This window comes from Treponema berlinense (genome assembly GCF_900167025.1).
Classification (GTDB): Bacteria; Spirochaetota; Spirochaetia; order Treponematales; family Treponemataceae; genus Treponema_D; species Treponema_D berlinense.
In genome coordinates this window covers 20,482-43,135 of the sequence record NZ_FUXC01000012.1, presented here as the reverse complement: position 1 = coordinate 43,135, position 22,654 = coordinate 20,482, and the positions used below count along the sequence as shown (strand labels likewise).

Genomic DNA, 22,654 nt, shown 5'->3' with positions numbered 1-22,654 from the left:
CTCCCAATTAAAATTGCAATGTAAACCAGTTGAAAATTGCATCGATTCTATTTGCAAGTGATTTTTGAATTCTTTCTCCCAAAAGAGGAACTTTTTTGTGCTTAGCAAAAAGAACCATGTAAACGATGAACGAATCTCCATTGTCAATTACAACCATATTTATTTTTACATTTTCAGGATTAAGGGCTTTTACAAAAGCATAAGTCCAGCTTTCTGCATTTGTCAGAAAAAATCCAATTTCTTGCTCGGTTTGCGCATATTCGAGAGAATAAACACTTTTTCCAAACGAATTGTCTTCCAAAAACGCAAAAATTTTCAAGCCGTCAGCAGAACCTTCAAGCACATCTGGCAAAGGCTCGTTTTTTTCTTTTACAGATTTGCAAACATAAGCCTGATGATAAAGTGTTTCCCAACGCTGAGCTCCGTTTGAAAAATATTGCATTCCTTTCATTTTGGAAATCGAACGCACAATTTTAGAAACCTTGCCCATCGAAACTTCTGCATTTTCAGGATTTGAACTTTTTTCTTTTAATTCTTCCTTGCTTATTAAAAACAAGTTTTCAGAAACTAAATTTGGATTTTCAGAAAGATTCCACGCATTTGCCGCGCGTTTACAAAATTCTGTATCCGGAGTAAGAGAAAGTTCAAAACCATCTTTAGACTGAATTAAATGTTTTATAGAGCCTTTTTCTTTTAATTCTGCATAAATTTCATCTTTTAAGAAATTATTCTGTTCCTGACAAAAAATTTGCCCAAAAAAAAGAAAAAATAAACCTGTAAACAAAAAATTCCGTCTATTCATCAAATTCATTAAAAAGTTTGTCCCTTAAAAATTACACGAACCTGCTTGTAAAGTCCTTCGCCTTCGCTGATTGTTTCAACTTCTGGAACATCATTGAGAGTAGTGTGAATCAAACGGCGTTCAAAAGGATTCATTGGTTCAAGCAAAATTGATTTGTGTGTTGAGCGAACTTTGTCTGCTGTGTTGTAAGCAAGATGAACGAGGTTTTCTTCACGACGAACGCGATAATTTTCTGTATCGAGAATTACACGTACATCTTCACGTCCAAGATGTCCTGCATAAACGTTTGCAAGCAACTGAAGGGCATCAAGATTTTTACCACGGCGACCAATCAAAATTGAAGAAGCTTCAGAAGTAAGTTTAATTCCAATTTTTTTGTCTTCGCGGAAAGAAATTTGAACTGCGGCTTCATATCCCATTTTAGAAATTATTTCGTTTATAAAATCAATAAGTTTCTGCTCAAAATCATCCTGCGCAAGCGGATTTGTAACAGTTCTTTTTGCAACATTTTCAGGGTCATAAGAACGTCCGCTGTCAGAATTTACATTTGTTTCTTTTACAGGTGTAATGCGAATTTTTACATAGCCTGCCTTAAAAAGTGATTTTTTCTGTGTTTCAATAATTTCTACATCAAATTCATCACGTTCAAGACCAAGTTCGGCAGCAGCTTTTTCAATAGCTTCTTTTTCGTTTTTTCCTTCAAATTCGTAATTCATTTATTTCTCCATGTGCGTATTGAATGTGCAAAATTTTTTGAATAACTTCCACATCCAATAAAAAAACATCTCCAAAAAATTTAGAGACGTTTTTTAAATTTATTTTTTTATTTTTGCGTTGATGTACAACTGCTGTCCAAGCTGAATCAAGTTGCTGACTGTCCAGTAAAGCAAAAGTCCAGACGGAGCATTGTAGAACAGGAAGAAGAACAAAATCGGCATACCGTACATCATCATCTTCATCTGCATAGCACTCTGACCAGCAGTAGTTCCACCGTTTTGTGTAATTTTTCCAAACAAAAGCTGGCTGATTACATAAATTACCGGCAAAATTCTGATTTGATTTCCAAGGAAAGGCAGATTGAATTTCAATGTTGCCACATGGTCACCAGCGCTCAAGTCGCTAATCCATCCAGGAATAAAACTTGCTCCACGGAATTCAAAATAATTGTTAAACAAATTGTACATTGCAAACAAAATTACAAACTGGAAAAGCATTGGCAAACATCCAGAAAGCGGATTATAACCAATTTCTTTATAAAGCTTCATTGTCTGCTCGTTGAGTTTTTGCGGATTATCCCTGTACTTTTCCTGCAAAGCCTGCATTTTTGGCTGCAAAGCCTGCATTTTTACCGTACTTTTTGCAGTTTTAGCTGTAATAGGGAACATTGCAAACTTCAAAATTGCTGTGACGATTATGATAGAAACGCCCCAGTTATGAACAAGTTTATTTATCATTTCCAGCAAGAATTTAAGAACAATTTCAAGCCAGCTTAAAAATCCGCTTGTCTGAATACTGTTGTCAAAACGAACTCCATCAAGTTTCCAAACGTTGTTTTCCGGTACGTTGTAAATTCTCAAATCTTTTTCGTTGCGAGGTCCAACATAAACGTAATATGTATCGTTAGAACCATTTGCATCTACAGATTTGCGGGAAACAATCGCCTGAGCGTCTGTTTTATCTTTTAGTTCAGTTTTTGAAGAATAGGTAACTTTACTGTTCATCGAAGAACTGTCAGAAGGGCAGAGCAAAACTTCAAAATATTTTCCTGCCATAGAAACCCAGTTCCATTCTTTTTCGTAAGATTTTGTCTGGTTTGTGCCAAGAATAATTCTTTTTTTATTTTTGCCGTTGTATGAAATAAACTGACGATTTTCGTAGCGATTAACTTTTGGATTATAAAAAGGTCCCATCTGAGGAGAAGTTCTCAACGAATAACTTGAACCGTTTAAATCCAAGCCTTGAAAATTTTCTCCAGGAGCAACTGTAACATCAAGCTTAAAAACATAATCGTTTGGATTAAAGGTGTATGTTTTTACGAGAGTAAATTCGCCTTTAGAACCGTCCGGATTATTTACAACATAATTTTTGAAAAATCCGATTTTATTGTCATCAATTTTTTTAGAAACAAAAATATCGTTTACGATTGAATTTTCAGCGCCACCGATAGAAATTGCAAATGCCCGGTTAGAATCGGTAATATTATCTGCCATCTGAATAAAACCGTTTGTATCTGAATCGATGTGGTCTTTTAATTCATAACTGATAATATCGCCACCACGATTTGTAAAAGTAACTTTTACTTTATTTGTTTCGAGTGTGAAATTTTCTTCTGCAAGAGAATCCGAATTCTGTGAATTTACAATGCCAATTTTTTCAGGAATATTTTTTTCAATACTTTCTGAATTTTCAGCGGCAGCTTCAACAGCAGTAGTTTCATTTTTCTGAGTTACAGGCTGCGGCTTTGGCATAAAATAAGTCTGCAAAAAGAAAAATCCAATCAAAACAACAGACGAAAGGCCAATTGCCCACGCAGTATTTTTTTCCATTGTTTTCTCCGGAAATTTTATTTTTTAGTTTTTTTCAGTTATGGAACTGGATCGTAACCGCCCTTAAATAAAGGATTGCATTTTAAAATCCTTTTCGCAGTAAGACAACAACCCTTAAAAGCACCATGTTTTTTTAACGCCAAAAGTGCATATTCTGAGCAACTTGGATAAAATCTACAGCATTTCGGAAATAGTGGCGAAATACAAAGCCTGTAAACTTTTATAAAAAAAGACAAAAATTTTACAACGAAATTTCGCATTATTTTAAAAGTCCAGCTTTTTTACATAATGTTTGAAATTGATCACACCGCGAGTGGAACGAATCTTTTTCGGCAGGAGGATACACTAAAAAAAGCATATCATAGCCAGTGTTCAGGTATGATTTTAGATTTCTAAAGATTTCTCGGCTAAACCGCTTTGCACGGTTACGTTCAACAGCATTACCAAAACCACGGGGAAGAGGAAATCCAATTCTATTGAATTTCAAGTTGTTGGGAAGGTAAAACAATTTTGCCCCAACAACGCTCACTCTTTTCCCGTTTTTAAACAGATTCTTGAATTCTGAAGCACGCTTTATTCTTTCATCAAAAGTAAAACGCCTAGACTCTGACAAGACTGTTTTCATTTTTAAAAGAATTAGTATTTATTCTTTTCGTCAGCTACAGAAAGCTTTGAACGACCCTTTGCACGACGACGAGCAAGAACTGCGCGTCCACCACGAGTTGCCATGCGAGCACGGAATCCGAATTTTCTATTTCTTTTAACTTTACTTGGTTGATATGTTCTTAACATGGGAACATTCTCCTTATTTTACGGACACTGTTAGACAGAATCCAAATTTTAAACAAAAAAGTATAGTGCGATAGAATATAACAAATTTAATTGCTATTAGTCAACATATCGTTTTTTATATCATCGAACATTTTTTGAATTTCCGACGGTAATTCTTTTTTCTGACCAGAATTTTTATAAACAAATCCTTTTTTTTCAAGTTCTTTTTGTTCTTTGTTTATTCTAAATTCTTCGGCATTCCGCTGTTTTTCTTCATCAATTTCCCGATGAATTTTTGAAATTTCTGCATTTGTTCCGGCAAGACGAAAGGCGAGGGTTTCAATTTTAAGTTCTGGAATCTTCATCTGGAAACCTTTTAAAATATATTTTTTATAATTTCCAAGCATTTGAATCCAGCCAGGATGATCCGCTTCGACAAGCAAAATTCCGTTTTTTAAATCGATTACACGCGAATGGCTCGCCATATTTTTGCCAATATTTTCTCCGTTTATGCTGTTCGACCTTATTGATTCAACAATCTGTGTCCACAAACTTGAAATTTTATTTCCCTGGCGAACTTGTTCCGGATCGATATTTTTCATAATTCTTAAAACCATATCGGAAGCTTTTATAAAATTACTGTCGTTCATTCCAAGTTCCTCCGTTGATTTCAAAAATTTTCGTTCCTTCTTTCATATACCTTTCGTAAGGTTCTCCAGGCAAAAATGTACAAAAAAGTTGATCGTATTCTGGCAAAAGCTGAGTTACAAGCTGTCTTTTATCAGGATCCAATTCCAAAAGAACATCGTCCATAAGCAAAATCGGTTTTTTTTCAGTTACATTTGCATAAAAAATTGCCTGTCCGATTCTAAGAAGAATTGCCAAAAGTCGTCTTTGTCCTGTAGAAGCTGTCGATGTAAAATCAGTTCCATTTCTAAAAAACTTAATTTTATCACGATGAGGTCCGCTCATTGTTGTCATAACAACCTTGTCAATTTCTCTTTTTGACTGCAAAATTTCAAATGCCTTTTGCGCCGAAGGAATAATATTCAAACTATCGTCAGATTTCCAACTTGGTTCGTATTTTATGGCAACTCCGTCTATTCCTGTAATTTTTTCGTAAAGTTTTCCAAAAAACTGGTTAAACTGAAAAATTGTATCCCGGCGTTTTTTTTCAATTTCAATTCCATTTTGAACAAGCTGAGCGTCAAAAATTTCCAGCATTTCGTAATTTTTTTCTTTTAACGAAAGATTGCGGCTTTTTAGAATTTTTTTGTAATTCCGGCTTGTGTCAATGTAGAGAACATCATACATCGAAAGACACTGATCAACAAAAAAACGGCGGCGTTCAGGTTCACCGACTGCAAATTCCAAATCATCATGACAAAATAAGACACAGGGCATTGTATTTATCAATTCTTTGCGGTCTTTTATCCATTTTCCGTTTTTGTCGATTTTCTTTTTTCCATTTTCAAAAAAAATCGAAATATTTTCTGTTGAACCATTTTCAAGACGATACAGAGTTTTTATCGAAAAATTGGAAAAACCTTTTGTTGCAACTTCTGCATCGGCCCGAGTTCTAAAAGAATTTCCGTAAGCTGAGTAATAAATTGATTCGAGTAAATTACTTTTTCCCTGTCCATTTTCCCCAACAAAATAAATCTCCTTTGAGAGAAGATTTATCGTTGAGTTCTGAAGATTTCTGTAATTTACAAAAGAAACTGAAAGTACAGGCATCTGCCTTTTTAAGCCATCTGCATCGGCATGATAATGTGGAAATAATCTTCTGCAGGTTCTGGAAGCATTGTTACAGCTTTCATTTCGCCTGAGAATTCAAATTTTATTCTTTCAACATCCATTACACGCAAAGGTTCTTCGATGTATTTGTAATTCATTGCAATTGTAATTTCATCGCCTGCAAATTCACACGGAATTTCAACTTCTGCATCTCCAGAATCTGATTCCTGGGAAGTAAGTCTTAAAACTCCAGGACAAATGTTAAAGAAAACTCTTCCTGCTTTTTTATCAACCATGACAGCAGTTTTTTTAAGAGCACCAATCAAATCGCTTTTCTGAACCTGAAAACTATAAGACTGAGATTCTGGAATTACGCGCATATAGTTTGGAAACTGTCCGTCAATAAGAGTCGAAGAAAGTTCGTAATTCTGGAAACGGAAGAAAATCATTTTATCGACAATTGCAATCGAAATGTTTCCTTCGTCAGAAAGATGTTTTGCGACAATATTTAAAACTTTTGGATGAACGATTGCTGCCGGAAAATCTGCGATTCCTTCTGGAAATTCTTTTGAAGCATAAGCAAGTCGGCGACCGTCAGTTGCTACAAGAACAAGCTTATTATCTCTTTTTTCAAAATAAACTCCATTCATAAAATAGCGGGTTTCATCTGCGCTAACTGCAAAAGAAGTCTGGCTGATCATTTTTTTAATTTCTTTTGATGGAACTTCAAAGAAAGGAACTTTTTCTGCAATTGGAAATTCCGGGAATTTATCCTGAGATGTGCATTTTAACTGGAATTTATTTTTTTTAGTTGAATGACGAATCAAGGCAACTGTCTGATTATCCTTTTGCTGTAATTCAAAAACAATTTCGCCTTCATCAAGAACTGAAAGAATTCCTAAAAATTTATCACAGAATACAGTTGTTGAACCTTCTTCTTCAATTTCGACAGGAATCTTTGTTTCAAAATTTACTTTTATGTCAGTTGCTTTTATTGTAAGAGTATTGTTCTGTGCAATAAAAAGAACATTAGAAAGAATTGATATTGCACTTTTTGTTGAAATGATTTCCTGGGCAATTGAAATCTCATTTATCATCGAATTTCTGTCAAAAGTAAACTTCATTTTTGGACTCCTTAAAAAGTTTAATTTTCAAAATTTTTTATAAACACAAGCTAATAAATTCTAAATTTTAATAAATTTAGTAATAGTAATAATAAGGGTTGTGAATTTGTTGATAACTAATTTAACTCTTTGTTGTTTAAAGAATTAAAAAGTTGATAACTTTGTAGATTGAATTCACATTAAATTCACAAATTCACAGAATTAAATGTTTTCCACACTTTTTACACAACATATTACCATAAGATTAACAATTTGTGTTTTTTATTTTCTAAAATCTTTTGTAGCGCGAATCAGCAGGTTTACTGTTGAATTCATTGAAGAATCAGTTTTTAAAAGACTTTCAACTTTGTCGCGAGCATGCATAATTGTTGTGTGATCTCTTCCTCCAAATTCATTTCCGATTTCTGTAGTTGAATATTCTGTTAAAGAGCAGCAAATAAAAATTGAAATTTGTCTTGGAATTACAAATTTTCTGTCTTTCTTTTTGCTTTTCAGGTCAGCAACTGAAACATTGTAATGTTCAGCAACTACTTTTTGAATATTTTCTATTGTGATTGTTCCAGAATAAGGGTCGTTTATTGTATCTCTAAGCTGATTTTGAGCAATTTCGACTGTTAGAGGTTTTCCGACAAGTTCTGCAAAGCCTATTGACTTTGTGATGCAGGATTCAATATCGCGGACGTTTGTCTGACAGTTTTTTGCAATGTATTCGATTACATCTTGAGGAATAGATTTATGAAGAAGTTCCAGTTTTTTTTGAATGATTGCAAGCCTGTTTTCGTAGTTTGGCGGCTGAAGGTCAACATTTAAACCGCGGCTAAAGCGAGAACTGATTCTTTCTGTAAAACCTTTTAATTCTTTGATTGGACGGTCGCTTGTAAAAACAATTTGTCCGTTTTTATCGTAAATTGAGTTAAAAGTATGAAAAAGTTCTTCCTGAGTTCCTTCTTTTCCTTCAAGAAACTGAATATCATCAAGAAGAAGAACATCAAGACTGCGGTATTTTTTTTTAAAATTATCTATTGTTTGATTTTTTAGAGAAGCTGTAAATTCATTTGTAAAATTTTCAGCGCTTGTGTAGGCGATTTTTGATTTTTCGTTATTTGAATAAATAAAATTTCCCAAAGCCTGCATAAGGTGAGTTTTTCCAAGACCAACTCCACCGTAAATCAATATTGGGTTGTAAGCTTTTCCTGGATTTTTTGCGGCCGAAATAGAAGCGTTGTAAGCGTAAATGCTGTTTTCGCCCGGAACGAAAGTTTCAAAAGTAAAATTTTCGTTTAATTGAGGATGTTTTTTATGAGAATTTTCAGTTGGTCCGGATTTTTTTTCAACTTGATGAACAATTTCTGGTTCAGTTGTTTTTGTTTCCGGTTCTGGTAAAGGTTCTTTTTTTGGAACTGAAACGGTCTGTTTATTTTTTACAATGTGGGTGATTGAAATTTGCTGTCCAGTCAATTCGTTTATTTTATCTTCGAGTCTTTGAACGTATTTTTTTGAATTCATCTGAATCCACATAAATTCTGAAGAAACAGAAACAGTAATTTGAGAAAGTGTGTCTTCTACGTAATCCATATTAAACCAGAGAGTAAATTCGTCTGACTGGTTGTTTGCGTTCATTTCTTCTCGTATCTGTTTAATTGCTTCTTCAAAAAAATCTTTGTAATTCTGGCTGGACATAGAACTGATTATAATTCACCTTTACTTTTTTCTTCAATACAAATATAATTTTTACTATTCAAAAATTCTATCCGTATCTTTTGTAATAAATCATAAAATCATATAATATAAAGGAATAGAAAAATGGCTTCTTCTTATGATGCTGGCAGTATTCAAGTATTAAAAGGTCTTGAAGCTGTCCGCAAGCGTCCTGGTATGTATATTGGATCTACAGGACCAAAGGGACTTCATCACCTTGTTTACGAAACTGTTGATAACTGTATTGACGAAGCAATGGCTGGTTATTGTGATAAAATCGTTGTTGCTCTCGAAAAAGACGACATTGTGCGTGTTGAAGATAATGGTCGTGGTATTCCTGTTGCAATGCACCCGACAGAACACGTTAGCGCTCTTGAACTGGTTTTGACTCGTCTTCATGCCGGTGGAAAATTTGACAAAAAATCTTATAAGGTTTCCGGAGGTTTGCACGGTGTCGGAGTTTCCTGTGTAAATGCTCTTTCAGACTGGCTTGAAGCAACTATTAAACGTGATGGACATATTTACCGTCAAAAATATGAACGCGGAGTTCCGGTTACAAAAGTTGAAACAATTGGAGATACAGACGAGCACGGAACTATAATTCGCTGGAAAGCCGACAAATCGATTTTTACGGTTACGACAACTTACGACTGGGACGTTTTGATTCAGCGTTTAAAAGAACTTGCATTTTTGAACAGCGGAATTGTAATTGTTTTCCGCGATGAACGTCTTGAAACTCCAAAAGAGCAGATCCTCAAATACGAAGGCGGAATTGTTCATTATGTTCAGGAATTAAACTCAAAGGCAAAATTTAAATATCCTGAAGACCCCATTTTTATCGTTGGAGAAAAAGAAGATGAAAATCCAGAAAAAGGCGCTGTAATTACAGAGCTTGCTTTTCAGTACAACGAGGGTTATTCGGAAAATATTCACACTTATGTAAACGATATCCGCACTGGCGACGGTGGTACTCATCTTGACGGTTTCCGTTCGGGACTTCTTTCGGTTCTTTCTAAGGCTCTTGATGGAAATGAAAAACTGAAGAAAAAAATGCCTAAAAAAGATGGAAAAATCGATCAAAAAGAAGATCCGTATGAAAAATTGACGGGCGATGATGTTCGTGCCGGACTTGTTGCAGTTCTTTCGATAAAAGTTCCTGAACCAGAATTTGTTGGTCAGACAAAAGACAAACTTGGAAATCCGGAAGTTCGAGGAATTGTAGATTCTCTTGTAAAAGAAAAACTGACAATTTTCTTTGAGTTGAACCCGGCAATTCTTGAAAAAGTTCTTGAAAAGTCTATTGGAGAAGCAACTGCGAGAATTGCAGCTCGTAAGGCAAAAGACGCTTCACGCAAAAAGTCTGGACTTTCTGGATTTAAAAAACCGGAAAAACTTTCTGACTGCTCAATAAAAGATAATCCTTCTATTTGCGAAGTTTATATTGTCGAAGGTGATTCGGCCGGCGGTTCTGCAAAAAAAGGAAGGGAATCTAAAACCCAGGCAATTCTTCCTCTTTGGGGAAAAATGCTCAATGTTGAAAAAGTTGATCCTACAAAGGTTATGGACAACGACAAACTTAAACCGATTATCGACACTCTCGGCGCCGGTTTTGGAAAAGATTTTAACATCGAAAAAATTCGTTATCACAAAATAATTATCATGGCCGATGCCGATGTCGACGGTTCTCATATTAGAACTTTGCTTTTGACATTTTTTTACAGATATATGCCTGAAATCATTGAAAAAGGTTATGTTTATCTGGCAATGCCTCCACTTTTTAAGGTTCAGCTTGGAAAAAAGGATCCTGTTTACTGTTATTCAGATGCAGAAAGAGATGCCGCATTGGAAGCTCTTGGAGAACAGAGAGAAAAGGCAGATGTTCAGCGTTATAAAGGTCTTGGTGAAATGGACGGAAATCAATTGTGGGAAACTACAATGAATCCTGCCACAAGAAAAATGCGTGTTGTAACTGTTCCTGACGCAGAAGCTGCAAATAGAATTTTTACAGTCTGCATGGGCGAAGAAGTAGAACCAAGACGCGAATTTATTGAATCGAATTCAAGTTACGCGAATTTGGATATTTAACGATAGTATAACGAAAATAAAAGAAAAAAAGGTCATTGAGCCTGTCTAAATGACCAATAGACAAAAAGTGGTTTTGACAGGCTCAACCACCTCAAAACGGAACTAAAAATGTTAGAAGAAGAAAAAACACCGGAAGGTGGAACAGTAATAAAAATTCCAATCGAAGACGAAGTTAAGCAGGCTTATATTGACTATTCGATGTCTGTAATTGTTCAGCGTGCTTTGCCAGATGTTCGCGACGGTTTAAAGCCTGTTCACAGGCGAATTATGTACGCAATGGACAAGCTTAATCTTTCGAGCGGTGGAAAAACAAAAAAATGTGCCACAATCGTTGGTGAAGTTTTGGGACATTACCATCCTCACGGCGATGCTTCTGTTTACGATGCATTGGTTCGTTTGGGACAGGATTTTGCACAACGCTATACGACTGTAACTCCGCAGGGAAACTTTGGTACGATTGCAGGTGATCCTCCAGCGGCTTACCGTTATACCGAAGCCAAAATGTCAAAAATCACCGAGGAAATGACTGCCGACATTAACAAAGAAACTGTAGATATGGTTTCTAACTTTGATGATACGACAGTTGAACCTTCAGTTCTTCCTGGAAAATTTCCATTTCTTCTTTGTAACGGAACAACTGGTATTGCCGTTGGTATGGCTTCTAATATGCCGACTCATAATTTACGCGAAGTTGCAGCTGCCATTGCGGCTTACATTGACAACCCGGAAATTACAATCGATGAATTGATGACTTACATAAAAGGTCCGGATTTTCCGACTGGCGGCGTAATTTACGGTCGTGAAGGAATCAAAAAGGCTTATAGAACTGGTCGCGGAAGAATTACGATTCGTTCAAAATTCAATATTGAAACAGACAAAAAAGGAAAAGAACGCATTGTATTTACAGAAGTTCCTTATGGAGTAAATACAACGAATATAATAAAAAGAATCAATGAACTTGCAGAAAACAAGGTAATTGAAGGTATTGCCGACGCAAACGACGAAACTTCTGACCGTGTTGGAATGAGACTTGTAGTTGAACTTAAAAAGAATGCAATTACAAAAATCGTCTTGAACCAGCTTTTTGCAAAAACAGACTTGCAGTCAAATTTCGGCGTAATCAATCTTGCTCTTGTTCCTCAGCAGAAAGACGGTTTGCGTTATGACGAGCCTCAGTTGCAGCTTCCAAATGTTTATTTAAAACCGCAAGTTCTTACTTTAAAGCAGTTGATTCAATATTTTGTAGAGCATCGTGACGAAGTAATTACACGCAGAACGATTTATGATTTAAAAGTTGCAAAACACAAGATGAAGATTTTGCAGGCTTTGATTACAGCTATCAACAATATTGATGAAGTAATTGCAATTATAAAATCAAGCCGCGACACAGAAGAAGCAAAACTCCGTCTTGAAAAACGTTTTGATTTTGATGACGAGCAGGCACAGGCAATAGTTGATATGCCTCTTAAAAGGCTTACTCATCTTCTTATTGAGGATTTGCAGAACCAGATTAAAGAACTTCAGGCATTGATTGACTATTTGGAAGATTTGCTTGCTCATCACGAAAAAATCCGCCAGTTGATAAAAGACGAAACAAATGAACTTGCAGAAAAATATGGCGATGACAGAAAGACTGACATTGTTGCTGACGAAGTAGAGCAGATAAATACAGAAGATATGATTAAAGAAGAGGAAGTTGTCGTTATGATATCCAAACTTGGTTATATCAAGAGAGTTCCTCTTACTCAGTACAAGGCTCAGAGTCGTGGCGGAAAAGGAAGCTTGAGCGCAACTTTGATTGAAGGTGATTACATCAATCAGATTTTTACGGCAACGACAAAATCATTTATAACTTTCTTTACAAACGCTGGAAAAGTGTATTGGATAAAAGTTCATGAAATTCCTGAAGCAAGCCGTTCAAGCCGCGGTTCAAGCGTAAAATCTTTGATTCAGCTTAGTCCTGACGAAGAAATTTCTACAATTGTAACTATGAAAGATTATACTGATCAGCAGTATATATTTATGTCGACAGCAAATGGAACTGTAAAAAAATGCAAAACTACGGAATTTGCAAATGCAAAGACACGTGGTGTAATTGGAATTAAACTTCATGATGGTGATCATCTTGTTTCTGCAATGCTGACTTCTGGAAATGACGATGCAATGCTTATTACAAGAAAAGGTCAGGCGCTTAGAGTTTCTGAAGAAAGTGTTCGTCCAATGGGAAGAGCAAGTTCTGGTGTTACAGGAATTCGTCTTGCGTCTGGAGATGAAGTTGCAGCTGCAATCAGTGTTGAACAAAATAAGGATGCGCTTGTTATAACCGAAAAAGGTTATGGAAAACGAGTTGGATTTGATGAATTTGGAAAACACGGACGTGGAACTGGCGGACAGAAAATTTTCGGAAATATTGAGGGCAAGGGCGAAATTATAGGCGCAATTGCAGTTTCAGAAACCGATGAAGTAATCTGTATGTCTGGACAGGGAAAAACTCTTAGAGTTTCGGCAGCAATGATTTCAAAGCAGGGAAGGGCATCTTCTGGAACTCGTATTATAAATATTGATGAACCAGATTATGTTGTAGGCTTTGATAAAGTTGCAAACGAAGATGAGAAAGATAAAGAATAATTTTATTTAATTTCTTGTATTATAAAGAATTAGATAGATTATTTTTAATGTAATGACAAAACTTTTTTATTTAATTATAATTAAGTTGAGGGGACTTTTATATTTATTAAATGATCTTTTTATGACAGATTCGTAAAGATCAAATGACCATCAGGTAGACCAGAGATTTTTCTCTGGTCTTTTTTTTGTCCACATTTATTTATAATGGCAGCTGAAGAATTTGGTGTCTTGCCTGTGGATAACTTGTTTAAAAATGAGGCAATCTCAAAAAAAAAGTATTTTGAAAAATTTAATTCCTTATTATAAAAGAATTTAACTAAATTTTGTTGAATTTTATTTTTATGTCCGAGTGTGGAATACTTGTGGATAACTTTTGTTTATGAATTTATTTTATGTTTCATGAGAAACTTTTTTTGAAAAAAAAAAGATAGAATTTTAAGTTTGTCGCAGGCGGAAAACTTATAAATGTTTTTTTGACAGAATGTTTCATGAGAAACTTTTTGCTTTTTTTTACTTAAATAAGATTTTTTTTTATTGTTTGTAAAATTAGTAAAAGTTTGGTTTTGTAAGATGAAAAATATTGGTGAAAATTCCGGTTAAAATGTTTCATGAGAAACATTTTTCTAATATCCGATATTTATTGAATAAATGAATGTTTTGTGTTGATTTGTTGAATTATGAAAACAGTTTAGTGAAATATGAAAGTATGGATTAAAAATATATGGAACTTATTAGATTTGTTTCATGAGAAACATTTGATATTTTTATTAAACGATAAGTATGAATAAATCTATTTAAGTACAAGTATATGTTTATAAGAGACATATACTTATAAGACATATAAGAGTATGAGAGAGTTTTATAAATCCATTTAATTTGAGAGGGTAGTTTTATTCGATAAAAAATGTTTCATGAGAAACATCAAAGTGAAAGAAAAAAATCGTTTTAAACTATTAACCGTTAGTTTGTTTAAAGTTGTTTTAAATGACGAATGTTCGTCATTTAAAAATAAATAAAAAAAGTGTTTGTTTTTATTTATGATAAAAATGCGTAAAAATAAAAAGAAATTTGTAGAATTTTGCGAGAATTTTATTCTAAATAATATTTTTGCATTTTATGAAACTTATTAAAGTTCAATTTTTTTGCAAAGCGCTTTTTTATCATCTTTTTTTGATTATTGTGGATTGAGATGTTTAGTTTATCGCAATTATTATTTTCAAGCTAAGATTTGTTGTTAAAAATGGCGTTTTTGAAAATGCAATGTTTTTTATAGTGTCCATTTATAGTGTCCAATAGTGGTCAAAAAGCAAAACGATTTCTAAATAAACGATAAGTTTTTATTGCAGTTGAGGCCGTCTATAAAATATTGAATGTTAAATAACTGTTTATGCTGTGTAAAAAGGCTGTAAAATATTCTGGAGACCGGTGTATTTTCAAATTCAAATGAAGACATAATATTGAAAAAAATCAAATCAGGTTATAGAATGAAAATAATATAAATTTCAGAATTAACTTTTCTGCTTTCTATTTGACAAAAATCCATAGTTAATTTAGGAGGACAATATGTCCAGAAAGAAACAGTCAATGGATGGAAACCAGGCTGCAGCTCACGTTGCATATGCTTTTACTGAAGTAGCTGGTATTTATCCTATCACTCCGTCGTCTCCAATGGCTGACTGGGTTGACAACTGGTCTGCAAATGGCCAGAAAAATGTTTTCGGTGAAAAAGTAAAAGTAATCGAAATGGAATCTGAAGCTGGTGCTGCTGGTACTGTACACGGTTCTTTGGCATCGGGTGCATTGACAACAACTTTCACAGCTTCTCAGGGTCTTCTTTTGATGATTCCGAATATGTACAAGATTGCTGCTGAACAGCTTCCTTGTGTATTCCATGTTGCTGCACGCTGTGTTGCTACTCAGGCATTGAACATTTTTGGTGATCATTCTGACGTTTATGCTTGTCGCCAGACTGGCGTTGCAATGCTTGCTGAATCTAATCCTCAGGAAGTTATGGACTTGGCTCCGGTTGCTCACCTGGCTGCAATCGAAGGAAAAGTTGCATTTATCAACTTCTTTGATGGTTTCCGCACATCTCACGAAATTCAGAAAATTGAACTTTGGGACTATGCTGACCTTAAAGAAATGCTCAACGTTGACGCTGTAAAAGAATTCCGTGCACATGCTCTTAATCCTGAACATCCTGCAATGCGTGGTTCTCACGAAAATGGTGACGTTTTCTTCCAGCACCGTGAAGCTTGTAACTCAACTTACGATGCTCTTCCTGCTGTTGTTGAAAAATACATCAACAAAATCAATGAGAAACTTGGAACAAATTACGGCCTTTTCGATTACTACGGTGCTGCTGATGCTGACCGCGTTATCGTTGCAATGGGTTCTATTTGTGATGTTGCAGAAGAAGTTATCGATTACCTTACAAAGAAAGGCGAAAAAGTTGGTCTTGTAAAAGTACATCTTTACAGACCTTGGGTTTCTGCTAAATTCCTTGAAAAACTTCCAAAAACTGTAAAGAAGATTGCTGTTCTCGACAGAACTAAGGAACCAGGTTCTCTTGGTGAACCTCTTTACCTTGATGTTGCGGCAACTCTCCGCGAAGCTGGTTTGAACGATGTTGTGCTCACTGGCGGACGTTACGGTCTTGGTTCAAAAGATACTCCTCCAAGTTCAGTATTTGCTATTTATACAGAACTTGCTAAAGATTCTCCAAAATCACGCTTTACAGTTGGTATTGTTGATGATGTTACAAACCTTTCTTTACCAGAAGTTAAACCGGCTCCAATCACATCTGCTGAAGGAACTGTAGAATGTAAATTCTGGGGAATTGGTGGTGACGGTACTGTTGGTGCTAACAAAGACTCAACAAAAATCATTGGTGACCACACAGACAAGTATATTCAGGCTTACTTCCAGTATGACTCTAAAAAAACTGGTGGTATTACAATTTCTCACTTGCGCTTTGGCGATCATCCTATTAAATCACCTTACTACATCAATCAGGCTGACTTTGTAGCTTGCCACAACCAGTCTTACATCATTAAAGGATACAAGATGGTTCAGGATGTTAAGAAGGGAGGAATCTTCCTTATTAACTGCCAGTGGTCTGATGAAGAACTCGACAAACATCTTCCAGCTGAATCTAAAAAATATATTTACGACAACAAAATTAAAGTATACACAGTTGACGCTGTAGATATTGCAACAAAGATTGGTCTTGGAAAGCGCACTTCAACAGTTCTCCAGTCTGCATTCTTTAAACTTGCAAACGTTCTTCCTTCTGAAGAAGCTATCAAATATATGAAGGAAAAAGTTGTTGCTAAGTTCTCTAAGAAAGGACAGGACATTGTTGATATGAACTGTCAGGCAATCGATCAGGGTGCAGGTGCTTTGCACGAAGTTAAGATTCCTGAAAGCTGGGCAAATCCTGCTGCTGACGCTGCAAAACCTGTTCTTAAGGGCGAAGCAAAAACAGTTGCTATGGTTGAAAAACTCATGAACCCAATCGGACTCATGGACGGCGACAACCTTCCTGTTTCTGCATTCAAAGATATTGCTGACGGTCAGTTTGAACTCGGTGCTTCTGCTTACGAAAAACGTGGAACAGCTGTTATGGTTCCTGCATGGAATTCTGAAACTTGTGTTCAGTGTAACTCTTGTGCTTTTGTTTGTTCACACGCAACAATTCGTCCATACCTTCTTACTGCTGACGAAGCTGAAAAAGTTGAAGGCCTTGGAGCAAAAACACTTGCTGTAAAAAATCCAAAACTTGCTCAGTACAAATACACATTGTCTGTTTCTCCTCTCGACTGTATGGGTTGTGGAGAATGTACAACAGTTTGTCCTACAAAATCTCTTACAATGGTTCCACAGGAAAGCCTTGTTAAGAATCAGCCACAGTGGGATTACCTTGTTGCAAATGTTTCTAAAAAGCCAGAAGTTGATGAACTTCCACTTTCGCCAATGACTTCTCAGTACAACCAGCCGTTGCTTGAATTCTCTGGTTCATGTGCAGGTTGTGCAGAAACTTCTTATGCTCGTCTTATTACTCAGCTCTTTGGCGAACACATGTACATTTCAAATGCTACTGGTTGTTCTTCAATCTGGGGTGGACCTGCTGCAACAGCTCCTTACACAATCAACAAGGATTCAAAGAAAGGACCAGCTTGGGCAAACTCTCTCTTTGAAGACAACGCAGAACACGGATTGGGTATGTATGCCGGACAGAAATTTATCCGCGACAGCCTGATTTCTAAACTTGAAGAAGTTGCTGAAAATACAGACAAAGCTTCTCTTAAAGATGCAATTGCAAAATACTTGGAAACAAAGAACGACACAATTGCAAACTCTCCTGCAACAGACGCTCTTGTAAAAGAACTTGAAGCTTGCGGATGTGAAACTTCTAAAGAAATCCTTGAAAAGAAAGACTATCTTGCTAAAAAATCTGTATGGATTTTTGGTGGCGACGGATGGGCTTACGACATTGGTTTTGGTGGATTGGACCACGTTCTTGCTTCTGGCGAAAATGTCAATGTTATGGTATTCGATACAGAAATGTACTCAAATACAGGTGGACAGGCTTCTAAGGCTTCTAACATTGGTGAAGTATGTCAATTCGCTGCTGCCGGTAAAGAGATGGGCAAAAAATCCCTCTCTGAAATCGCTATGAGCTATGGCTATGTTTATGTTGCCCAGATTGCTCTTGGTGCAAACCCTGCTCAGGCTCTCAAGGCAATTAAAGAAGCTGAGGCTTATAACGGACCTTCTCTTATCATTGGATATGCTCCTTGTGAACTCCATGGTGTTAAGGGCGGAATGAACCACTGTCAGGACGAAATGAAGGCTGCTGTAAAAGCCGGCTACTGGAACCTGTTCAGCTTCAACCCGGCTCTTAAGGCAGAAGGAAAGAACCCATTCACCCTTACTTCAAAAGAAGGCGACGGTTCTTACCAGGCATTCCTTGCCAACGAAACCCGCTATTCTTCACTTACACGCAAGTTCCCAGAGAGAGCAAAAGTTCTCTTCGACAGGAACGAAGAAGCAGCTAAAGCAAGGTTTGAACATTTGCAGAAGCTGATTGAACTGTATAAGTAAGAAAGACTTTTCTCATGGGGTGGTTGCCCTGTGGGAGAATGTTAACTGAAAACAAATCCCGCTGTGTCCGGTTTTGCCGGGTGTGGCGGGATTTTTTTTGGGGGTTGTTTGAAAAAAAATTTTTTACTGACGGAATTGAACTTGCGGTTTATGTTTGCCGGTAAGATGGTTTCTGATTTTGTAGAAACAAAACCTTCCTTGAAAAATGTAAAGGACAAACTGAAAAAACAGGAAAAGACTTTACGGCGGATTGCAAAGATGTTTTTAATGCTACAAGGCGTGTGTTTACCTGTGAACTTCCAGCAGAAAATACCGTGGTCGAAGAAGTTTAAGATTTTTAAAAAGATTTTCATCTTGAATCTGCTGTTTTGAATGACTTAAAAAAATTGTTTTGAAAGTATTTTGAAAATCAGTGATTTTTTGTAATTTCTTTCAAGACGGAATCTACATAATGTTTTATGTTTTCTGCTATTGCATTTTTGATTATGACAGAATCTTCTGAATCGCTGTCAAAAGATTCGCTGACCGGCAAAAAAAGACTGTGAATGTCAACTGCAAGTGCTTTTGTAAGTTTTGCAAGATTTTTGTCGCTGGTCCAGCACCTTGAAAGTTCGATGTTTTTAACAGTTTCTTCCGAAAGTTCTGCTTTTTCTGCAAGCTGAAATTGTGTAAGTCTTTGTTCTTTTCGTATTCGTTTTACATTCTCTCCAAGTCTTTTTTTAATATCATCACAAGTCATTCTTATATTTTTAAACTATAAGCGTACTTTCTGAATGATTGCATACGACATTATAATTATAAAAGTGTTGTAATATGACATTTTAGGGTGTATAATAAAACATCTTTTTTAAATTTGAGGTTTGATTAACACTCAATTACTGCGGATACGGAGAAATTATGTTAGGTTGATGGCGCACTGCGTCACTTGCTGTTAGTAAGGTAAATCTTCCGACAGAATTTTCGCCGTAATGGGTAAAATCCAAAGGAGGATTTTTATATGCTTGAATGTTTTGAAATTATTAGAGATCTTTTTGTAAGAGATTCATCGGGTAAACTAGTTAATTTAAAAGGTTATCGACTAGACAATGTGGATAAAGGATATAAAACAAAAGCTAATGTTTTTGACTTAAAGAAAAGTATAGAATCTAAAGGTTTTAAAAATATTCCTGGATTATCAGAATCTTGGTTCTCAAAAAAATAGGTGATTTTTTTTCAACGGCGGGACAAGCCCGCCTTTTTTATTTGACAACATGTATCAAATATGGTACATTATTAACATGGAAATCAAAAAGAAACTGCAAGTAGAATTTTTCAAAACAGAACAAAACAATGAGCCTGTACGAGATTTCCTGAAGGTATTGACACCAGAAGATAAAAAATCTGTTGGTGCTGATATCATGGCGGTTGAAATGTTATGGCCTATAGGTTATCCGACAGTCAGAAAACTTGATACTGATTTATGGGAAGTCAGGTCTAGCATTTCTGATAAAAGAATCTGCCGTGTAATGTTTACAGTCAGTGGCAAAAGTATGATATTACTTCATGCTTTTATAAAAAAGACACAGAGAACTCCAAAAGATGATATGGAGTTGGGAAAGAAAAGAAAATCTCTGGTTTTAGGAGGTCAAAAATGAATAAAGCTTATGTAGGAAGTTCTTTTGATGATTTTCTCGAAGAAGAAGGTATTGCTGAAGAAGTAAAAAATGAAGCAATCAAACGTTTAATTTCATATAATTTACTTGAAGAAATGCAGAAACAGAATATTAACAAAACTGAAATGGCTAAGAGAATGTCCACCTCTCGTGCGGCATTGGACAGACTTTTAAATCCATATAATGATTCTGTTACTCTTGCAACATTGACTAAAGCGGCCAATGTTCTTGGTAAAAAACTGGTTTTGCAGTTGAGATAGGTAAAACCTAACACATATAAGGCCCCAAGTTGTCAATACTAATTCCAAAAAAATACAACTTAGGGCTGTTTTTTTAGAAAAAAACAGTCTTTCTTGTGAGAGAAAAATAAAGTTCCCGTTCAAAATAAAAAAGCAAAGCCTGTATCGCAATTCAAAAAAAAGATTCCAGGAAAAGCGTCCTGAATCAAACACATATAGTCGGTCACGGCAGGGACAGTCTAAGCCGCATATAATTTTCATTTTTCAAAACTCCCGCCGTATACGCTTCTGTTATGTGCAAGCCGCGAGAGCAGCGACTTAAATAATTTCTTCTCATGCAAACGGCGCGAAGCGATGTATGCGAGATGCTCGCCGCACAAGCTTATCATGCCACCTCTGGCCACGTTCATTATTACGGAGAAAGAGAACTGCACCTTCTGAAAACGCCCATTTGAGATGCACATTTCCGATTTTATTATGTTGCGGTCTACGCACACTTAGTGGCTGCGGGTCGGGGGGATTTTTAGCGTGCGAAGGTATTCTTTGTGTTCGGCTGTAACCCGGTAGCTTTCCAGGGCTTTCTGGATTGTTTTGTTGTGGGTCCAGGGGTTGAGTTTTTTTTGTTCCAGGATTTTTATGGTGGGCTCCCACTGTTTGGCCAGAGCGGTGGCGTAGTACCAGGCTATCATCGTTTTGATGTAGTATTCGTCGGATTCTATCTGGAGGGGCATAAAAAGTTGTTGAGGCTCAAAGGCTTCATCCAGAAACAGGGACATTAGTAAATTCACTGCAAAGCGCACGGTGTAAGTTTTTTCGCTTTTTATCCAGACTTTTATTTTTTCCATTATTTCTGGCAGATGCTTTTTGAAAATTTTGGGGCGCATGGTATCGCACACGGCCCAGTTGTCTACAAAGGGCAGGAATTCTTCTACTGCGGAAAGGCAGGTGTTAAAATCTTTAAAACTGTCCAGCAAAAATCCGTGGAGAAGGTTTTCGTCGTAATATTTGTGGGGAAGTTCCTTCAAAAAATTTTGCCAGCCTTCTTCCTTTGAAAACTCTTTTGCAAATTTCCGTAAATCCGGCACCCGGCACCCAAGGAAGGAGTCTGCTGGAACTGTAGGTGTAAGTTTTGCCTGAAAAGCCGCATTTTTTTCATCCCGAAATTCAAAAAGTCGTTTTTGTAAGTCTGTCATAGTTTCCTGCATAGGTTTTATTTAAAAGTCGTAAGGGGGCTTATATAAGGGTATTTGCCTGAGAAAAGTATAACACGGTTTTGGGGAATTTTGGAGTAAGGATTGAAGAGGAATCCTGAGAAGGAAGCTGTGCCGGAGTTTACATTTCTTGTGTGGCTTTTAGGATTTTTAGGGAATTTTCTTTGACGGCGGTTTCTAAAAACAGGACTTTTACGCCTTTTTGTTTTGCTTCTTTCAGGGCTTGTGCGAACTCTGGGTGGGTTTTTATGTTGGCAGCAACTTCTTTTACACCGGGAATCTGTATGACAAACCCCAGGATGCACTCAAAACCTTCATCTATTGCTGTGGTCAGTTCCTTTAAGTGCTTTACTCCTCTTTCGGTGGGGGCGTCGGGAAATAAGCCTTTTCCATTTTCTTCCAGAGTGCAGCCCTTTATTTCCATTAAAAACTTGCGGTTTCCTTTTTCCATATAAAAATCAACTCTGGAATTTCCATAGGTGAATTCCGGCTTTATTATGTCGTAATCTTGAGTTAAAAGATATTCTTTTGCGACTTTGTTTGGTGCCTGACTGTCCATATTGATTAGTAGAAGTCCATTGTCTTTAAAAAGAGGATTTGTCTTGTGGATTTTTTTATAAACTGCAATCAGGTCAAATTGGGTCTTTCTGGTTTTGGCTTCCTTTCTGCCGCGAAAATCTTCTAAAATGACCTGGCAGCCGCTGACAAGAAGTTCTCTGCAACGGCCTGTGTTTTTTACGTGAACAGTTTCTGTCTGACCCTGGATGTTTACATGGGCAATAAAACGATTTGGCCGGTCTATAAAGGTTCCCGAAACAATTTTTTCGTATTCCATAAAATTACTGTATTAACTTCACTAAAAGTATAGTAAAAAAGGCATTGTGGGGCTAGATAGACAAAAAGCAGGTAATGCAGTTTTTTTGGAGCATATCCACCGTCAAGCCGGTCGCTCCGCAGTTCCGCTTTCGCTCCATCCCAGGTACCAGTGCCTGGGACTTATCAGCTGCTCCGGCCCGGGCTAGGGAAACACTGAATAAATCCTATTGAGGATTTTT

Annotated in this window: 20 protein-coding genes and 1 pseudogene; 7 read left to right on the top strand and 14 right to left on the bottom strand. The window is 36.3% G+C overall.

Going from position 1 to position 22,654, the window contains the following annotated elements; genetic code table 11:
• Positions 1–7: 7 nt before the first annotated feature.
• The 10 genes from B5D47_RS09505 to dnaA form a co-directional block, all read right to left on the bottom strand.
• Positions 8–811 (bottom strand): DUF6675 family protein, encoded by an 804-nt coding sequence (locus tag B5D47_RS09505; protein WP_078931607.1) that lies wholly within the window; start codon positions 809–811, stop codon positions 8–10.
• Positions 811–1,518: an RNA-binding cell elongation regulator Jag/EloR gene (gene jag / locus B5D47_RS09500; RefSeq protein ID WP_078931606.1), complete on the bottom strand. Its 708-nt coding sequence runs from the start codon at positions 1,516–1,518 to the stop codon at positions 811–813. The genes B5D47_RS09505 and jag overlap by 1 nt, the downstream gene beginning before the upstream one ends.
• A 99-nt stretch (positions 1,519–1,617) precedes the next feature.
• Positions 1,618–3,348, bottom strand: coding sequence for a membrane protein insertase YidC (yidC, locus tag B5D47_RS09495; protein ID WP_078931605.1), 1,731 nt, complete (start codon positions 3,346–3,348; stop codon positions 1,618–1,620).
• Positions 3,349–3,386: 38 nt separating this feature from the next.
• Positions 3,387–3,608 (bottom strand): membrane protein insertion efficiency factor YidD, encoded by a 222-nt coding sequence (gene yidD / locus B5D47_RS09490; protein WP_078931604.1) that lies wholly within the window; start codon positions 3,606–3,608, stop codon positions 3,387–3,389.
• Entirely contained in the window at positions 3,608–3,973 is a 366-nt protein-coding gene (gene rnpA, locus B5D47_RS09485) for a ribonuclease P protein component (RefSeq protein ID WP_200806573.1), read from the bottom strand. Before rnpA ends, yidD begins: the two co-directional genes overlap by 1 nt.
• A gap of 11 nt (positions 3,974–3,984) precedes the next feature.
• Positions 3,985–4,140, bottom strand: a complete 156-nt coding sequence (gene rpmH, locus B5D47_RS09480; RefSeq protein WP_078931603.1) for a 50S ribosomal protein L34 — start codon at positions 4,138–4,140, stop codon at positions 3,985–3,987.
• 86 nt (positions 4,141–4,226) lie between these two features.
• Positions 4,227–4,769, bottom strand: coding sequence for a DciA family protein (locus tag B5D47_RS09475; protein WP_078931602.1), 543 nt, complete (start codon positions 4,767–4,769; stop codon positions 4,227–4,229).
• On the bottom strand, positions 4,756–5,856 hold the full coding sequence (gene recF, locus B5D47_RS09470; RefSeq protein ID WP_078931601.1) for a DNA replication/repair protein RecF: 1,101 nt from the start codon (positions 5,854–5,856) through the stop codon (positions 4,756–4,758). Before recF ends, B5D47_RS09475 begins: the two co-directional genes overlap by 14 nt.
• An 8-nt stretch (positions 5,857–5,864) precedes the next feature.
• Complete coding sequence (gene dnaN, locus B5D47_RS09465; RefSeq protein ID WP_078931600.1) at positions 5,865–6,980, bottom strand: DNA polymerase III subunit beta; 1,116 nt, start codon at positions 6,978–6,980, stop codon at positions 5,865–5,867.
• A 261-nt stretch (positions 6,981–7,241) separates the two neighbouring features.
• Positions 7,242–8,660: a chromosomal replication initiator protein DnaA gene (dnaA, locus tag B5D47_RS09460; protein WP_078931599.1), complete on the bottom strand. Its 1,419-nt coding sequence runs from the start codon at positions 8,658–8,660 to the stop codon at positions 7,242–7,244.
• Positions 8,661–8,783: 123 nt separating this feature from the next.
• Here dnaA and gyrB point away from each other — a divergent pair, with 123 nt between their 5' ends.
• The 4 genes from gyrB (at position 8,784) to B5D47_RS09440 (ending at position 18,869) form a co-directional block, all read left to right on the top strand.
• Positions 8,784–10,763, top strand: coding sequence for a DNA topoisomerase (ATP-hydrolyzing) subunit B (gene gyrB, locus B5D47_RS09455; protein WP_078931598.1), 1,980 nt, complete (start codon positions 8,784–8,786; stop codon positions 10,761–10,763).
• A 108-nt stretch (positions 10,764–10,871) separates the two neighbouring features.
• Positions 10,872–13,391, top strand: coding sequence for a DNA topoisomerase (ATP-hydrolyzing) subunit A (gyrA, locus tag B5D47_RS09450; RefSeq protein WP_078931597.1), 2,520 nt, complete (start codon positions 10,872–10,874; stop codon positions 13,389–13,391).
• 1,563 nt (positions 13,392–14,954) lie between these two features.
• Positions 14,955–18,497: a pyruvate:ferredoxin (flavodoxin) oxidoreductase gene (gene nifJ / locus B5D47_RS09445; protein ID WP_078931596.1), complete on the top strand. Its 3,543-nt coding sequence runs from the start codon at positions 14,955–14,957 to the stop codon at positions 18,495–18,497.
• Positions 18,498–18,605: 108 nt separating this feature from the next.
• Positions 18,606–18,869 carry a hypothetical protein gene (locus B5D47_RS09440; RefSeq protein WP_143592670.1) on the top strand — a complete coding sequence of 88 codons (264 nt, stop codon included), beginning with the start codon at positions 18,606–18,608 and terminating at the stop codon, positions 18,867–18,869.
• 37 nt (positions 18,870–18,906) lie between these two features.
• Here B5D47_RS09440 and B5D47_RS09435 read toward each other — a convergent pair whose 3' ends face one another.
• Complete coding sequence (locus B5D47_RS09435; RefSeq protein WP_078931594.1) at positions 18,907–19,236, bottom strand: helix-turn-helix domain-containing protein; 330 nt, start codon at positions 19,234–19,236, stop codon at positions 18,907–18,909.
• A gap of 258 nt (positions 19,237–19,494) precedes the next feature.
• Here B5D47_RS09435 and B5D47_RS09430 point away from each other — a divergent pair, with 258 nt between their 5' ends.
• The 3 genes from B5D47_RS09430 (at position 19,495) to B5D47_RS09420 (ending at position 20,409) form a co-directional block, all read left to right on the top strand.
• Complete coding sequence (locus B5D47_RS09430) at positions 19,495–19,698, top strand: hypothetical protein (protein ID WP_078931593.1); 204 nt, start codon at positions 19,495–19,497, stop codon at positions 19,696–19,698.
• A gap of 76 nt (positions 19,699–19,774) precedes the next feature.
• Complete coding sequence (locus tag B5D47_RS09425) at positions 19,775–20,131, top strand: type II toxin-antitoxin system RelE/ParE family toxin (protein ID WP_078931641.1); 357 nt, start codon at positions 19,775–19,777, stop codon at positions 20,129–20,131.
• Positions 20,128–20,409, top strand: coding sequence for a helix-turn-helix domain-containing protein (locus B5D47_RS09420; RefSeq protein WP_078931592.1), 282 nt, complete (start codon positions 20,128–20,130; stop codon positions 20,407–20,409). Before B5D47_RS09425 ends, B5D47_RS09420 begins: the two co-directional genes overlap by 4 nt.
• A gap of 351 nt (positions 20,410–20,760) precedes the next feature.
• Here B5D47_RS09420 and B5D47_RS11700 read toward each other — a convergent pair.
• The 3 genes and pseudogenes from B5D47_RS11700 to sfsA all read right to left on the bottom strand — a co-directional run.
• Positions 20,761–20,865, bottom strand: a pseudogene (locus B5D47_RS11700) (IS110 family transposase); the annotation flags it as partial.
• 20 nt (positions 20,866–20,885) lie between these two features.
• Positions 20,886–21,581 carry a DNA alkylation repair protein gene (locus tag B5D47_RS09415; protein WP_078931591.1) on the bottom strand — a complete coding sequence of 232 codons (696 nt, stop codon included), beginning with the start codon at positions 21,579–21,581 and terminating at the stop codon, positions 20,886–20,888.
• Between the two features lie 139 nt (positions 21,582–21,720).
• Complete coding sequence (gene sfsA / locus B5D47_RS09410; protein ID WP_078931590.1) at positions 21,721–22,434, bottom strand: DNA/RNA nuclease SfsA; 714 nt, start codon at positions 22,432–22,434, stop codon at positions 21,721–21,723.
• Between the last annotated feature and the right edge of the window lie 220 nt (positions 22,435–22,654).

What these genes read in the sequence shown, in the direction of transcription:
- B5D47_RS09415 (WP_078931591.1), bottom strand. Translation starts at nt 21,581, where the DNA reads ATGACAGACTTACAAAAACGACTTTTTGAATTTCGGGATGAAAAAAAT.
- B5D47_RS09505 (WP_078931607.1), bottom strand. Translation starts at nt 811, where the DNA reads ATGAATTTGATGAATAGACGGAATTTTTTGTTTACAGGTTTATTTTTT.
- B5D47_RS09425 (WP_078931641.1), top strand. Translation starts at nt 19,775, where the DNA reads ATGGAAATCAAAAAGAAACTGCAAGTAGAATTTTTCAAAACAGAACAA.
- B5D47_RS09420 (WP_078931592.1), top strand. Translation starts at nt 20,128, where the DNA reads ATGAATAAAGCTTATGTAGGAAGTTCTTTTGATGATTTTCTCGAAGAA.
- dnaN (WP_078931600.1), bottom strand. Translation starts at nt 6,980, where the DNA reads ATGAAGTTTACTTTTGACAGAAATTCGATGATAAATGAGATTTCAATT.
- dnaA (WP_078931599.1), bottom strand. Translation starts at nt 8,660, where the DNA reads ATGTCCAGCCAGAATTACAAAGATTTTTTTGAAGAAGCAATTAAACAG.
- jag (WP_078931606.1), bottom strand. Translation starts at nt 1,518, where the DNA reads ATGAATTACGAATTTGAAGGAAAAAACGAAAAAGAAGCTATTGAAAAA.
- nifJ (WP_078931596.1), top strand. Translation starts at nt 14,955, where the DNA reads ATGTCCAGAAAGAAACAGTCAATGGATGGAAACCAGGCTGCAGCTCAC.
- recF (WP_078931601.1), bottom strand. Translation starts at nt 5,856, where the DNA reads ATGCCTGTACTTTCAGTTTCTTTTGTAAATTACAGAAATCTTCAGAAC.
- B5D47_RS09435 (WP_078931594.1), bottom strand. Translation starts at nt 19,236, where the DNA reads ATGACTTGTGATGATATTAAAAAAAGACTTGGAGAGAATGTAAAACGA.
- B5D47_RS09430 (WP_078931593.1), top strand. Translation starts at nt 19,495, where the DNA reads ATGCTTGAATGTTTTGAAATTATTAGAGATCTTTTTGTAAGAGATTCA.
- rnpA (WP_200806573.1), bottom strand. Translation starts at nt 3,973, where the DNA reads ATGAAAACAGTCTTGTCAGAGTCTAGGCGTTTTACTTTTGATGAAAGA.
- gyrA (WP_078931597.1), top strand. Translation starts at nt 10,872, where the DNA reads ATGTTAGAAGAAGAAAAAACACCGGAAGGTGGAACAGTAATAAAAATT.
- yidC (WP_078931605.1), bottom strand. Translation starts at nt 3,348, where the DNA reads ATGGAAAAAAATACTGCGTGGGCAATTGGCCTTTCGTCTGTTGTTTTG.
- rpmH (WP_078931603.1), bottom strand. Translation starts at nt 4,140, where the DNA reads ATGTTAAGAACATATCAACCAAGTAAAGTTAAAAGAAATAGAAAATTC.
- B5D47_RS09475 (WP_078931602.1), bottom strand. Translation starts at nt 4,769, where the DNA reads ATGAACGACAGTAATTTTATAAAAGCTTCCGATATGGTTTTAAGAATT.
- sfsA (WP_078931590.1), bottom strand. Translation starts at nt 22,434, where the DNA reads ATGGAATACGAAAAAATTGTTTCGGGAACCTTTATAGACCGGCCAAAT.
- gyrB (WP_078931598.1), top strand. Translation starts at nt 8,784, where the DNA reads ATGGCTTCTTCTTATGATGCTGGCAGTATTCAAGTATTAAAAGGTCTT.
- yidD (WP_078931604.1), bottom strand. Translation starts at nt 3,608, where the DNA reads ATGCGAAATTTCGTTGTAAAATTTTTGTCTTTTTTTATAAAAGTTTAC.